Annotated in this window: 14 protein-coding genes; 6 read left to right on the forward strand and 8 right to left on the reverse strand. The window is 72.3% G+C overall.

Annotation, left to right across the window (positions count from 1 at the left end; translation table 11 throughout):
* The first annotated feature begins 6 nt into the window (after positions 1-6).
* Positions 7-1,251, forward strand: a complete 1,245-nt coding sequence (ilvA, locus tag DEI95_RS02765) for a threonine ammonia-lyase (protein ID WP_110890492.1) — start codon at positions 7-9, stop codon at positions 1,249-1,251.
* Positions 1,252-1,474: 223 nt separating this feature from the next.
* Here the strand turns inward: ilvA and greA are convergent, their stop codons facing one another.
* Both greA and DEI95_RS02775 read right to left on the reverse strand, forming a co-directional pair.
* On the reverse strand, positions 1,475-1,963 hold the full coding sequence (gene greA, locus DEI95_RS02770) for a transcription elongation factor GreA (RefSeq protein ID WP_110823625.1): 489 nt from the start codon (positions 1,961-1,963) through the stop codon (positions 1,475-1,477).
* Positions 1,964-2,065: 102 nt separating this feature from the next.
* Complete coding sequence (locus DEI95_RS02775; protein WP_181436174.1) at positions 2,066-2,584, reverse strand: DUF4307 domain-containing protein; 519 nt, start codon at positions 2,582-2,584, stop codon at positions 2,066-2,068.
* A gap of 36 nt (positions 2,585-2,620) precedes the next feature.
* On the opposite strand from DEI95_RS02775, the gene mca reads away from it, so the two are divergent.
* Both mca and DEI95_RS02785 read left to right on the forward strand, forming a co-directional pair.
* Positions 2,621-3,511 carry a mycothiol conjugate amidase Mca gene (mca, locus tag DEI95_RS02780; RefSeq protein ID WP_110890345.1) on the forward strand — a complete coding sequence of 297 codons (891 nt, stop codon included), beginning with the start codon at positions 2,621-2,623 and terminating at the stop codon, positions 3,509-3,511.
* Positions 3,508-3,813, forward strand: coding sequence for a hypothetical protein (locus tag DEI95_RS02785; RefSeq protein ID WP_110890344.1), 306 nt, complete (start codon positions 3,508-3,510; stop codon positions 3,811-3,813). Before mca ends, DEI95_RS02785 begins: the two co-directional genes overlap by 4 nt.
* An 84-nt stretch (positions 3,814-3,897) precedes the next feature.
* Here the strand turns inward: DEI95_RS02785 and DEI95_RS02790 are convergent, their stop codons facing one another.
* Positions 3,898-4,614: a hemolysin III family protein gene (locus DEI95_RS02790; protein ID WP_111059313.1), complete on the reverse strand. Its 717-nt coding sequence runs from the start codon at positions 4,612-4,614 to the stop codon at positions 3,898-3,900.
* Between the two features lie 76 nt (positions 4,615-4,690).
* Here DEI95_RS02790 and DEI95_RS02795 point away from each other — a divergent pair, with 76 nt between their 5' ends.
* The 3 genes from DEI95_RS02795 to DEI95_RS02805 all read left to right on the forward strand — a co-directional run bounded on the left by DEI95_RS02795 (position 4,691) and on the right by DEI95_RS02805 (position 8,314).
* Complete coding sequence (locus tag DEI95_RS02795; RefSeq protein WP_258367420.1) at positions 4,691-5,476, forward strand: isoprenyl transferase; 786 nt, start codon at positions 4,691-4,693, stop codon at positions 5,474-5,476.
* 137 nt (positions 5,477-5,613) lie between these two features.
* Positions 5,614-6,729, forward strand: coding sequence for an aminotransferase class V-fold PLP-dependent enzyme (locus DEI95_RS02800; protein WP_111059315.1), 1,116 nt, complete (start codon positions 5,614-5,616; stop codon positions 6,727-6,729).
* Between the two features lie 235 nt (positions 6,730-6,964).
* On the forward strand, positions 6,965-8,314 hold the full coding sequence (locus tag DEI95_RS02805; protein ID WP_375342337.1) for a PhoH family protein: 1,350 nt from the start codon (positions 6,965-6,967) through the stop codon (positions 8,312-8,314).
* A 292-nt stretch (positions 8,315-8,606) separates the two neighbouring features.
* Here DEI95_RS02805 and DEI95_RS02810 read toward each other — a convergent pair whose 3' ends face one another.
* From DEI95_RS02810 to xseA, 5 genes are all read right to left on the reverse strand, one after another.
* Complete coding sequence (locus DEI95_RS02810) at positions 8,607-10,019, reverse strand: aspartate ammonia-lyase (RefSeq protein WP_111059391.1); 1,413 nt, start codon at positions 10,017-10,019, stop codon at positions 8,607-8,609.
* 165 nt (positions 10,020-10,184) lie between these two features.
* On the reverse strand, positions 10,185-10,799 hold the full coding sequence (locus DEI95_RS02815) for a carbonic anhydrase (protein WP_110890341.1): 615 nt from the start codon (positions 10,797-10,799) through the stop codon (positions 10,185-10,187).
* Positions 10,800-10,885: 86 nt separating this feature from the next.
* Positions 10,886-11,524, reverse strand: coding sequence for a DUF4245 domain-containing protein (locus DEI95_RS02820; protein WP_110890340.1), 639 nt, complete (start codon positions 11,522-11,524; stop codon positions 10,886-10,888).
* Positions 11,521-11,787, reverse strand: coding sequence for an exodeoxyribonuclease VII small subunit (locus tag DEI95_RS02825; protein WP_110823634.1), 267 nt, complete (start codon positions 11,785-11,787; stop codon positions 11,521-11,523). Before DEI95_RS02825 ends, DEI95_RS02820 begins: the two co-directional genes overlap by 4 nt.
* 145 nt (positions 11,788-11,932) lie before the next feature.
* Complete coding sequence (xseA, locus tag DEI95_RS02830) at positions 11,933-13,198, reverse strand: exodeoxyribonuclease VII large subunit (protein ID WP_110823635.1); 1,266 nt, start codon at positions 13,196-13,198, stop codon at positions 11,933-11,935.
* Positions 13,199-13,225 lie beyond the last annotated feature (27 nt).

Here is a 13,225-nt window from a genome sequence, read left to right on the forward strand (position 1 = left end):
GGGACCGTGACCGACACGACTGCAGCCCCGATCCCGACGCTCGCCGACATCGAGGCCGCGCGCGAGACGATCGCCGGGGTCGCGCGGGTGACCCCGATGGAGACGTCGAAGTTCCTCGAGGGCCTGCTCGGGTCGCCGGTGCACCTCAAGTGCGAGAACCTGCAGCGCACCGGCGCGTACAAGGTGCGCGGTGCCTACAACCGGTTGTCCACGCTGTCGGCCGAGCAGCGGGAGGCCGGGGTCGTCGCCGCCAGCGCCGGCAACCACGCGCAGGGGGTCGCCTTCGCCGCGCGCGAGCTCGGCATCCCGGCGACGATCTTCACGCCGGTCGGCGTCGCCCTGCCGAAACTGCAGGCCACCCGCCGGTACGGGGCGGACGTCGTCCTGCGCGGGCACTCGGTGGAGGAGGCGCTCTCCGCCGCCAAGGACTTCGCCATCCGCACGGGCGCCGTCTTCATCCCGCCGTTCGACCACCCCGCGGTGATCGCCGGTCAGGGCACGGTCGGCCTCGAGATCGTCGACCAGGTGCCCGACGTCGACACGGTCGTCGTGCCGATCGGTGGTGGCGGCGTCATCTCCGGCATCGCGATCGCGGTGAAGGGGATGGCCGAGCGCCTCGGTCGTGACATCCGGGTCATCGGCGTGCAGGCCGAGAACGCGGCCGCCTACCCGTCGTCGATCCAGGCGGGGGAGCCCGTCACCATCACGACGAGCCCGACGATCGCGGACGGCATCGCGGTCGCGCGCCCGGGCGACATGAACTTCCCGATCATCCGCGATCTGGTCGACGAGATCGTGACCGTCTCCGACGACGACGTCGCCCGGGCACTCCTCGTGCTGCTCGAGCGCGCGAAGCTCGTGGTCGAGGCCGCCGGTGCCGTCGGCGTCGCGGCGATCATGGCGGGCGCGGTGCACGACACCGGCCGGACCGTGGTCCTCCTCAGCGGCGGCAACATCGACCCGCTCATGATGGAGCGGATCATCACGCGCGGACTCGTCGCCGCGTCCCGCTACATCGGGATCCGGATCATGCTGCCGGACCGTCCGGGTCAGCTCGCCCGCGTCTCGCAGATCATCTCGGACGCCGGTGCCAACGTCGTCGAGGTCCTGCACACCCGCCACGGCCAGGGTGTGGTGATCAGCGAGGTGGCGCTCGATCTGTCGATCGAGGCGCGCGGGCCCGAACACGCCGACGAGGTCATGGCCCGGCTGCAGGAGGCCGGCTTCCGCCCGGAGCAGCTCACGAACTGACGCGCGCTCCTCCGGCGGGACCGCGCTGCGCACGGCGACGGCCTGGAGGCCCGGGCCGGCCCGGCGGACGGCGGGCGCGCCTCCAGGCCGTCGCGACGGTCAACGACCGGCGGCCCGCCGTGCGCGGCGGGCACACGACGGCCCGGCGTGTACCAGGACGGTGCACGCCGGGCCGGAGGTCAGATGCCGCGAAGGCCGCGGAGGCCGTGAGGGCCGTGAGGGCCTACGGCTCGTACCGCTCGACCTTCGTGACCTCGACGGCGATCTCCTTGCCGTTGGGGGCCGTGTACGTCGTCGCCTCACCGGCACGGAGGCCGACGATCGCGGCGCCGACCGGGCTGACCGGGCTGTACACGGTGAGGTCCGAGCCCTCCGCGACGATCTCGCGGTTGCCCACGAGGAACGTCGAGGAGTCGCCGGCGATGGTCGCGGTGACGACGGTGCCCGGTTCGACGGTGCCGTCGAACTCGGCCTCGGTGACGGTGGCGTGCTTGAGGAGCTCGGTCAGGGAGCGGATGCGGGCCTCGATCTTGCCCTGCTCGTCCTTGGCGGCGTGGTAGCCACCGTTCTCCTTGAGGTCGCCCTCTTCGCGCGCGGCCTCGATGCGGCTCGCGATCTCGATGCGGGCCGGGCCGGTGAGCTGCTCGAGCTCGGCGGTGAGACGGTCGAACGCCTCCTGGGTCAGCCAGGTGCCCTGCGTGTCGTTGCTCATGTCGTTTCCCTTCGGCCGCGACGGTCGGGACCGGTCACGGCGTGTGGCGCAAAAGAATCGAGACCGGCCGGCGGCCGGTCTCGAATCGTGATTCCGAGCAGTCTAGGGAACCCAGCACGAGTGGATCAAGCCGGTGACGGCCCGCGACGTCGTGTTCACGGGCGTCGAGAGCGAGCGGCTCCGCTGGTCGTCCGCCGGCACCGTCACCACCCGCCAGCCGACGATCGTGTAGCCCTTGTCGAGCGCCTGGACCGCGCACTCGACCTCGGTGCCCGGGTCGACCGCCAGCTGGGTGTGCACGACGACCTGGTGGTCCGACACGACCTCGTACCCGACGTCGTCGGTGTCGAGCCCGTGGTCGGTCTGTCCGGGGCCGGCCCAGATCGCCCAGACCGCGAACACGACGGCGATCGCGACCGCGGTGACGATCGCGAGCAGCCTGCCCCGGCGTCGGGTGCCGGCGCCGCGACCGTAGCGGTCGTCCAGCGCTGCCCGGTCGGCGGGTGCCGCGCTACCGGCTGCTGCGGGCCCTGCTGCTGGGGTGGTGTGCTGATCGGACAGTTCGGGGCTCCCGGGGTGATTATCCTGATCCCAGGGTAGTTCACGCTCGCCGTGCGCCACCCGCGTCCGAAGGTCCGTGAGCAGTGGAGGAACGCTGTGCCCCGTCGTCTGCTCGCCGTGCACGCCCATCCCGACGACGAGTCGAGCAAGGGCGCGGCCACGGCGGCGAAGTACGTGGCCGACGGTGCGGAGGTCCTCGTCGTCTCGTGCACCGGGGGCGAGGCCGGGGACATCCTCAACGAGCAGCTGCCGGACGCGTCGAAGGCCCGCGCGCACCGCGACATGGCGGGCTTCCGCCGCACCGAGATGGCGGCCGCGCAGGCAGCCCTCGGGATCGACCACGTCTGGCTCGGGTACCACGACTCCGGACTGCCGGACACCGAGCAGGGTGAGACGGTCCGCCCCGGCACGTTCGCGACGGTCCCGCTGGAGTACAGCACCGCGGCCTTGGTCCGGGTCGTCCGTCGCTTCCGCCCGCACGTCCTGGTGACGTACGACGAGAACGGCGGCTACCCGCACCCGGACCACATCCGGACGCACGAGGTCTCGGTCGCTGCGTGGCGTGACGCCGCGGATCCCGAGAAGTACCCGGAGGCCGGGCCCGCTTGGTCCGTGTCGAAGCTGTACTACGAGCGCACCATGAACCCACGGCGGTTCTCGGCCTTCCACGAGGCCCTGCGGGAGCGCGACCCCGAGAACCCGCTCCTCGAGCAGCTCGGCGAGTGGGTGCAGCGGTTCGCGGACCGGCCGGACCTCGCCACGTCGCACGTCGACGTGCACGAGTACTTCGAGGCGCGGGACGCCGCACTCCGGGCGCACGCGAGCCAGGTGCCGCCGGACAGCCCGTTCTTCTACTGGCCGAACGACCTGCTCGCCGAGGTCTGGCCGACCGAGGACTACCAGCTCGTCGAGGCCCGAGTGCCGACCGAGCTCCCCGAGTCCGACCTGTTCGCAGGGATCCCATCCGAAGAGGACGCGCACGCGTGAGCACCATCGCCGCCGTACTGGCAGCCACCCCCAGCCCGAGCCCGAGCGGCGTCCCCGACGTCGACGTCACCCCCGGGGTCGCCGGCTTCGTCGCCATCGCGGTGGTCGCGATCGTGACGATCCTCCTCGTGCTCGACATGACGCGGCGCATCCGTCGCACCCGCTACCGCGCCGAGGTGCGGGAACGCCTCGAGGCCGAGGTCGCGGGCGAGCCCGACGACGGCGCCGCGACCGACGAGCCGTCGCGGCGGGCCGCCGAGGACGGTCGGGCCGACGTGGGCGACGACACCGAGCGCGGCTGACGCGTCCGCACGACGGACGGGAGGCTCCCCACCAGCTGGTGGGGAGCCTCCCGTCCGTCGTGGGTGCGGCGTCCGCGCGCCGCCTCAGCGCACCGGGTCGAGGGCGATGACCAGGATGCCCGCCCACTGCGCGGCGAAGGCGACGACCGTGAGGGCGTGGAAGACCTCGTGGAAGCCGAAGAACGTCGGCGACGGGTCCGGGCGCTTGAAGCCGTAGACGGCCGCTCCGAGGATGTACGCCACCCCGCCGGCGAGCACGAGCACGGTCATCGGCACGCTCGCCGCGAAGAGCTGCGGCAGGATGAGGAACGCCGCGCAGCCGAGCGCCATGTAGAGGGGCACGTAGAGCCACCGCGGTGCGCCGATCCAGAAGACGCGGAAGGCGACGCCGAGCAGCGCCCCGCTCCACATCACCCAGAGCACCACGACCATGAGCGTGTGCGGCAGCGCACAGACCGCCACGGGCGTGTACGTGCCGGCGATGAGCAGGAAGATGTTCGTGTGGTCGATGCGCTTCAGCACGCGCTTGACGACCGGGCCCCACGGGAACCGGTGGTACGTCGCGGAGACGCCGAACATGATCATCGACGTCGCCATGAACACCGCACTCGCCGCCTTCGCGGCAGGGGTGGCCGCGAGCGCGATGAGCACGATGCCCATCGCCACGGCGAACGGGAACGTGCCGGCGTGGATCCACCCGCGCCAGGCCGGACGGGGCGCGTCCGTCGTGGCGGCGTCGGCGCTCGCCTCCTCCGTGAACGGGACGTGGGGGAGCGCTGGCGCGTCCTGGTCTGACTGCATGCCCTCGACGCTACGACCGGATCACGGAAGAGCGGCTGGGAGTCGCCGTGCGGAGTGGTTGCACTACAGTCGACGCGTGACGGGCAGGCTGGGATGGGCGGGGCGTGGGCTCCTCTACCGTGCGTACCAGAACCGCATCCGCCGTGAGATCGAGGGCGCGCAGAAGCCCAAGCACGTGGCGATGATCGTCGACGGGAACCGCCGGTGGGCCCGGCAGCTCGGTCTCGAGACCGCGGCACACGGCCACCGGGCCGGCGCTGCCAAGATCCCCGAGTTCCTGTCCTGGTGCGAGGACCTCGACATCCAGGTCGTCACGCTCTACCTGCTCTCGGCCGACAACCTGAAGGGTCGCGGCGGCGAGGAGCTCGACCAGCTCGTCGGGATCATCGCCGACCTGGCCGAGCGCCTGTCGCACCACCGCACGTGGCGGGTCCAGCACGTCGGGTCGAACGACGGCCTGCCACCGGAGCTCGTCAGCGCGCTCGAGCGGGCCGAGGAACGCACGGCGGACCACGCCGGGCTGCACATCAACCTCGCGGTCGGGTACGGCGGTCGGCGGGAGATCGCGGACGCCATGCGGAGCATCGTCCGGTCCCACGGCGAGGGCGGCGGGACACTCGACACCCTGGCCGAGGTGCTCACGCCCGAGCTCATCGCCGACCACCTGTACACGCAGGGGCAGCCGGACCCCGACCTCATGATCCGGACGTCGGGGGAGCAGCGGCTGTCGGACTTCCTGCTCTGGCAGAGTGCCCACAGCGAGTTCTACTTCGTCGAGGCCTTCTACCCGGACCTGCGCGAGGTGGACTTCCTCCGTGCCGTCCGCGACTTCGGGTTGCGCTCGCGACGGTTCGGCGGCTGAACCGCTCCACAGGGTCCGAGCCCGGGCTGCCGCGGCCGATCGCCGCCCCGCGCGCCTGGCGTTCCGCGGACTGCATTCGACCGCCTGCACCGGTCCCAGTAGGCTCACAGGGTTCTGCCCACTGGAAGGTGCACCCCGTGACCACGATCGACGAGTACGTCGCCGGCTTCGCCGAGGAGCCCGGTTACCTCGACCACGCCGCGTTCGGCCCCGTGCAGACCGCCGTCCTCGAGGAGCAGCGTGTCCTCGGCCACATCCAGGAGCACATGCGCTTCGGGGCGATGGAGACGCTCGACGAACAGGACGCCCGGGTCCGCGCCGTCGCCGCCCGTCTCGTCCGCCGCCGGGAGGACCAGGTCGTCTCGCAGACCGCGACCACGCCCGGCCTGCTCCACACCGCCTTCGGCCTGACCGGTGGGGTCCTCGTCGCCGCCGACGAGTACCCGTCGCTGCCGCTCGCCCTCGCGAGTGCCGCGTCGGCGACCGGCGGCCGCGTGCAGCCCGTCGTCATCGAGTCCGGCGCCGGCTGGCTCACGCCCGAGCTGATCCGCGAGCGGCTCTCCGACGACGTGACCGCGGTGGCGCTGTCCCTCGTCGACTGGCGCACCGGCTACCTCGCCGACCTCGCCGCGATCCGGGACGTCATCGGTGACCGTCTGCTCATCGTCGACGCCATCCAGGGCTTCGGCGTCGTCGACGCCCCGTACGAGGTGGCGGACGTCGTCGCCACGGGCGGCCAGAAGTGGCTGCACGCCGGGTGGGGCACCGGCTTCGTGTCGTTCAGCGACCGTGCCCTCGAACGTGTCCGGCCGGCGCTGTCCGGTCCGCACGGCACGACTGGGTGGCCGTCCGAGGTCCCGACCGTCCGCCCCGGTGCGACGGCCTTCAGCATGTCGCGGGTGGACCCCGTGTCCCAGGCCCGTCTCGCCGTCTCCCTCGAACGCCTCACCGCCGTCGGCGTCGCCGCCGTGCAGGAGCGCGTCGCGAACCGGGTGGACCGGGTCATCGCCATCGCCGACGAGTTCGGCCTGCCCGTCGTGTCGAGCCGCGACCTCCCGGAGCGCGCCGGCATCGTCGTGCTCCGCCCGGGCGCCGGACGGCTCACCGCACTGAGCGCAGCGCTGCACAACCACGGCGTCACCGCGACGGCCCGCCTCGGTGAGGTGCGCGTCTCGGTGTTCGCGTCCACGACGGACGAGACGCTCGGGATGTTCCGGGACGCCTGCGTCTCGTACGCCACGATGACGGCCTGACGCCTGACGCCTGACGCCGGGCGCTGGCCGCGCCTCCCGGCCGTTCAGCCGGCCGACACACGACCGTAACCGCGCGATCAGGCGTGTCGCTGGTGCGCTGCGCCCACCCGTCGTAGCTTGGCGACATCGGGCAACGCGCCCGGTCGGAGCGGCCACGGTCGGTGCTCCGGGACCGCTCCAGTGGCCGCGTCGAGGACATGGACCGGGTCGCTCGCGGCCCGGGGATGGAGTGGTCGTGACCTCTCAGAACGTCTCCCGCGGAACCTCGTCAGCAGCGCCGGCATCGACGTCGGCCGCCCAGCGCACCTACGTGCTGGACACCTCGGTGCTGCTCAGCGATCCGCGCGCCCTGTTCCGCTTCGCCGAGCACGCGGTCGTCCTGCCCGTCGTGGTCGTCAGCGAACTCGAGTCGAAGCGCAACGACCCGGAGATCGGGTACTTCGCCCGGCAGGCGCTGCGCATCCTCGACGAGCTGCGGGTCGAGCACGAGCGACTGGACTTCCCGGTGGCGGTCGGGGACGGCGGCTCGCTCCGCGTCGAGCTGAACCACTCGAACCAGTCCGTCCTGCCGTCCGGGCTCCAGCTCGGGGACAACGACTCCCGCATCCTGGCGGTCGCGTCCAACCTCGCGAACGACGGGCTCGACGTGGTGGTCGTGTCGAAGGACCTGCCGCTCCGGGTGAAGGCCGCGTCGATCGGCCTCGCCGCCGAGGAGTACCGCGCCGAACTCGCCGTCGACACCGGGTACACGGGCATCACCACGCTGCAGGTGTCCGGCGACCAGGTCACGGCGCTCTACGAAACCGAGGAGCTCCGCACGGCCGACCTCGACGGCGTCCCGGTCAACACCGGGGTGGTCATCTCCTCCGAGCGCGGCTCCGCACTCGGCCGCGTGCACACCGCCGGCTCGGTGTCGCTCGTGCGCGGGGACCGCGAGGTCTTCGGCCTCCGCGGGCGGTCCGCCGAGCAGCGGCTCGCCATCGACGCCCTGCTCGACCCGGAGATCGGCATCGTGTCCCTCGGAGGGAGTGCCGGCACCGGCAAGTCCGCGCTCGCACTGTGCGCCGGTCTCGAGGCCGTGCTCGAACGGCAGCAGCACAAGAAGATCATGGTGTTCCGCCCGCTGTACGCCGTGGGCGGCCAGGAGCTCGGGTTCCTGCCCGGGGACGCCTCGGAGAAGATGAACCCGTGGGCGCAGGCCGTGTTCGACACCCTCGGGGCGCTCGTGTCCGACAACGTGCTCGACGAGGTCGTCGAGCGCGGCATGCTCGAGGTGCTGCCGCTCACCCACATCCGGGGCCGCTCCCTGCACGACGCGTTCGTCATCGTGGACGAGGCGCAGTCGCTCGAGCGCAACGTCCTGCTGACGATGCTGTCCCGCATCGGGCAGAACTCGCGCGTGGTGCTCACCCACGACGTGGCGCAGCGGGACAACCTGCGGGTCGGCCGGCACGACGGGGTCGCGTCGGTGATCGAACGGCTGAAGGGGCACCCGCTGTTCGCACACGTGACGCTGACACGGTCGGAGCGCTCGGCGATCGCGGCGCTCGTGACGGAGCTGCTGGACTCGCCCGACCTGGCGTAGGGGCGGGCCGGGCCGGCCGGCTCGCTCCGCGCTGAGCGACAACCCTCGCGCTCGTCGGCGCGAGGGGTGTCGCTCAGCGCGATCCGACGTCCGGTGCGACGGCGCTCGACGGGAGGCGCGGGGCGGGTCCGGCGGCGCGGACCGGGTCCGGCGTCGAATGGGTCCGTCGAGGTTGAACGCCGCCGGACGAACGAGACGCCGCCGGACGCACGAGACGCCGCCGCGAACGGCGGCGTCTCGGCGACAGGGCGGCGTCCTGGATTGGACGCCGGCGTCTCGTCCGGACCGGAGGTCAGGCGGGGCGGGTCATGCTGAGGACGTCGAGGGCGCTGTCGAGCTGCTCTTCGGTGACCTCGCCGCGCTCGACGAAGCCGAGGGCGACGACCGCCTCCCGGACGGTGATGCCCTGGGCGACCGCCGTCTTCGCGACCTTCGCGGCCGACTCGTAGCCGATGACGCGGTTCAGCGGCGTCACGATGGACGGCGACGACTCGGCGAATGCGCGCGCCCGCTCGAGGTCGGCCTCCAGCCCGTCGACGGTCTTGTCGGCGAGGACGCGGGTGCTGTTCGCGAGCAGACGGATGGACTCGAGCAGCGCCGTGCCCATCACCGGGATCGCGACGTTGAGCTCGAACGAGCCGGACGCGCCCGCCCACGCGACGGTCGCGTCGTTGCCGATGACCCGCGCGGCGACCATGAGCGTGGCCTCGGGGATCACCGGGTTCACCTTGCCCGGCATGATCGACGAGCCCGGCTGCAGGTCCGGGATGTGCAGTTCGCCGAGCCCGGTGTTCGGGCCGGAGCCCATCCAGCGGAGGTCGTTGTTGATCTTCGTCAGGCTGACGGCGATGACCTTGAGGGCACCGGAGACCTCGACGAGGGCGTCGCGGGCTCCCTGCGCCTCGAAGTGGTCGAGCGCCTCGGTGATCGGCAGTCCGGTGTCCTCCGCGAGCTGCGCGATGACCTGCTGCGGGAAGCCCTTCGGCGTGTTGATGCCGGTGCCGACCGCGGTGCCGCCGAGCGGGACCTCGGCGACGCGGGGGAGGGTGGCGGTCACGCGCTCGATGCCGAGGCGGATCTGGCGCGCGTACCCGCCGAACTCCTGGCCGAGGGTGACGGGCGTGGCGTCCATCAGGTGGGTGCGGCCGGACTTCACCGCGCCGGCCCACTCGGTCGCCTTGCGCTCGAGTGCCTCGGCGAGGTGGTCGAGTGCCGGCACGAGCGAACGGATGAGGGCGTCCGTGACCGCGACGTGCACGGAGGTCGGGAAGACGTCGTTCGACGACTGCGACGCGTTGACGTGGTCGTTCGGGTGCACCTCGGTCCCGGCGGTCCGGGAGGCGAGCGTGGCGAGGACCTCGTTCATGTTCATGTTCGAGGAGGTGCCGCTGCCGGTCTGGTACACGTCGACCGGGAAGTGGTCGTGGTGCTCGCCGCCGATCACGGTGTCCGCGGCGGTCGCGATCGCCTGGGCGACGTCGTCGTCGAGGATGCCCAGCCGGCCGTTCACCAGGGCTGCGGCGCGCTTGATCCGCGCGAGCGCCACGATCTGCGCGGACTCGAGGCCCGTGCCGGAGATCGGGAAGTTCTCCACGGCCCGCTGTGTCTGCGCACGGTAGAGCGCCGACGCGGGGACCCGCACCTCGCCCATCGTGTCGTGCTCGATGCGGAACTCGCCGTCAGCGGGGGTGGTGGTGTCGGTCACGTCGTCGTGGTCCTTCCTCGTGGTGCTCACACCGGGTCGCGGTCGCGGGCGGTGTCGGTGTCCGCTCGGCGGCTCGTCGCTGCCGGGGCGGTGTCGTCGTCGGACGTGGTCCGTCCGGGCGCCCGCCCGTGTCCCCACGGCGCAGGCGTCCGCCGTACGGGCCGGTCAGGCCTGTCCGACGACGGTGTCGATCGTGACCTCTCCCGTGGTGAGGTCGTAGGTCGCGCCGACCACGGCCAACCTACCCTCCGCGATGGCGTCGGACACCGCGCCGGAGCGGTCGAGGATCGTCTTCAGGCTCGACTCGAGGTGTGCGGCGCCGACCGACTCCTGCGCGACGTCCGGGTCCGTGGCGCGGACACGCTCGACGCTCGGCGCGATGGCGTCGACGAGGGCCTGCAGGTGCGGCGCGGGAACGGGCTCACCCGACCGGGCAGCGGCGACGGCTCCGCACTTGGTGTGCCGGAGCACGACCACCAGGGGCGTGCCGAGCGCGACGACGGCGAACTCGATGGAGCCGAGCACGACCTCGTCCACGATCTGTCCGGCGTTCCGGATCGCGAACACGTCACCGATGCCGGCGTCGAACACGTGCTCGAACGGCACGCGCGAGTCGGAGCAGCCGAGGACGGTGGCGAACGGAGCCTGCGAGCCCTGCAGCTCGGAGCGACGCTCGGGGTCGATCCGCCCGGTCCGGCGCTTGTCGGCGGCGAAGCGTGCGTTGCCCTCGACGAGGAGTCGGAGGGCCTCGGCGGGGGTGGAGGCGGCGCGGTCGGTCATCGTGTGTCGTTCCTCGGGCGTTCGGGTTCTCGGGACGGGTTCGTGGTGGTTCTCGGCCGGTGCTGGCCGCGGTCGGCCGCCGGGGGCTAGTTCCGGAGTTCCTCGCCGATCGCGGTCGCGACGGTGCGGAACGAGCGGTCGTCTGCGGTGCCGGCGAGCACGACGGTGTCCCGACCGGAGGTCGTCACGAGGGCGTACGCGTTGTTGCCCGCGTCCTTGCCCTCGTCACGACGGTCGTAGACGGTCCACTCGACGCCACCGATGTCGCGGGAGCCGGTCGCCGGCTTCTGGTCCAGTTGGTCGGCGATCCAGGTGTCGTTCGCGTCGATCCCCTGGTGCATGCCGATGTACTGCGAGTCCGGCGTCAGCAGGCCGATCGTCCAGACGGCGACCCCACGAGCGGAGCCCGACTCGTAGTCGGCGTGGTTCGAGGTGTACGAGGACGGCAGCGTCGGGACCACGAGGGTGGCACCGGACACGTCCGCCTGCTGTGCCACCTGGCGGTAGTCCACGGCGCGGTCGACGGCCTGGTCGGGTCGCACCACGACCGCCACCAGGAAGAGCACGATGCCGAGCGACGCGATGAGCGCCAGGACGAGGTTGAACGCCGTCTGGTGCTCACGCCGCGCACGACGAGCGGTGTCCTTCCGCGCCCAGGTCTCCTCGGCGGTCTCCGGGCGGCCGAGCTCGGCGACGATCGGTCGACCGGTGTCCGGATCGGTCATCGGGCACCACCGACCGCGGAGTCGTCGGCCGTGGGACGGTCCTCCGTGGCGGCACGCGCAGCGTCGAGGCGGGCGCGGGCCCCCATGAGCCACTCCTCGCAGCGAGCAGCCAGGGCTTCCCCGCGCTCCCACAGGCCGAGGGAACGCTCAAGGGTCGCGGACCCCTGCTCGAGTTCGGAGACGACACGGACGAGTTCGTCACGCGCCGCCTCGTAGCTCAACGAGCGGACGTCGGGCTGCTCGGACTGCTGCTCGGAAGACACGGTCCGATCCTACCGAGCCGCCACCGACGGTTCCGCTGTCCGGCGGGGTCCGTGGAGAACTCGCGCCGAGGCGGGCGGAGCATCGCCCGGGAGGTCGGGACGGGCCTCCGAGCCGGAACGGACCGACCGGGGCGGGCCTCCCGCGTCAGGCGGCGTCCTCGGCCGCCCCGCCGGCGCCCGATCCGTCCGGACCGGGCCCGTCCGCTTCCAGCGTGCCGACCGCGGTCCCCGCTCCGAGCGTCACGTGCACCGCGGTGGCGCCGTGGAGCTCGTCCGCGCCGCGGACCACCGCGCCGTCCTGCGTCTGCACGATCGCGTACCCGCGTCGGAGGGTGTCGCGCGGGGACAGGGCCCTGAGCCGCCCCGTCAGGTGCCCGACGTCGGAGTGGGAGCGCTCGATCCGACGGTCGAGCAGCTCCCGGGCGCGGGAGAGGTCACGGGCGACCTCCTCGGCTCGCGTGTCCACCAGCCAGGCCGTCGAGGCGAGCGCCGGCCGGGACCGCAGCGCGGCGATCCGGTCCGCCTCGACCGACAGGGTGTGCGAGAGCCGCAGGCCGAGACGGGCTCGGGCCTGACGGACGTTCGCGAGCTCCTCGGCCACGTCGGGGACGACCCGCTTCGCCGCGTCGGTCGGGGTGGAGGCCCGGAGGTCGGCGACCTCGTCGAGGATCGGCCGGTCGGCTTCGTGCCCGATCGCCGACACGAGCGGTGTCGTCGCCGCGGCGGCCGCGCGGACGAGGCCTTCGTCGCTGAAGCCCAGCAGGTTCTGGAAGTCGCCACCACCACGAGCGACGATGATGACGTCGACCTCCGGGTCGGCGTCGAGCTCCTGGATCGCCGCGGTCACCTCGGCCACGGCACGGTCGCCCTGCACCGCCGTGTGCACCGTCCGGAACTCGACCTGCGGCCACCGCAGCTGGGCGTTCCGCTTGACGTCCTTCTCGGCGTCGGAGTCCTTGCCGGTGATGAGGCCGATGCGGTGCGGCAGGAAGGGCAGACGCTTCTTGCGGGACGGGTCGAACAGCCCCTCCTCCGCCAGGGCACGCCGCAACCGCTCGAGCCGTTCGAGCAGGTCGCCCAGCCCGACGTGCTTCATCTCGACCACCTGCATGGTCAGCGAGCCGCCCTTGACCCAGTAGTTCGGCTTGACGGCGGCGACGACGCGGTCGCCCTGCTTGAGGTCGGTGGGCACCCGGGAGCGGACGCTCGACCAGATGGAGAAGGACACGGTCGCATCGACCTCGACGTCCTTGAGCTTGCCGTAGACGTTGCCGCCGGCGACGTTCCACTGCGTGATCTCACCCTCGACCCAGGCGACGCCGAGGCGGTCGATCCAGTCGCGGAGCTTCGCGCCGAGCAGCGCGACGGGCCACGGGTCCTCCGCCGTGGGCGGCCCCTGTTCGATCGCCATCGTGCTCCTCCCGGTCGTGCGGACCAT

This window comes from Curtobacterium sp. MCBD17_008, from assembly GCF_003234475.1.
In the GTDB taxonomy this organism is placed as follows: Bacteria; Actinomycetota; Actinomycetes; order Actinomycetales; family Microbacteriaceae; genus Curtobacterium.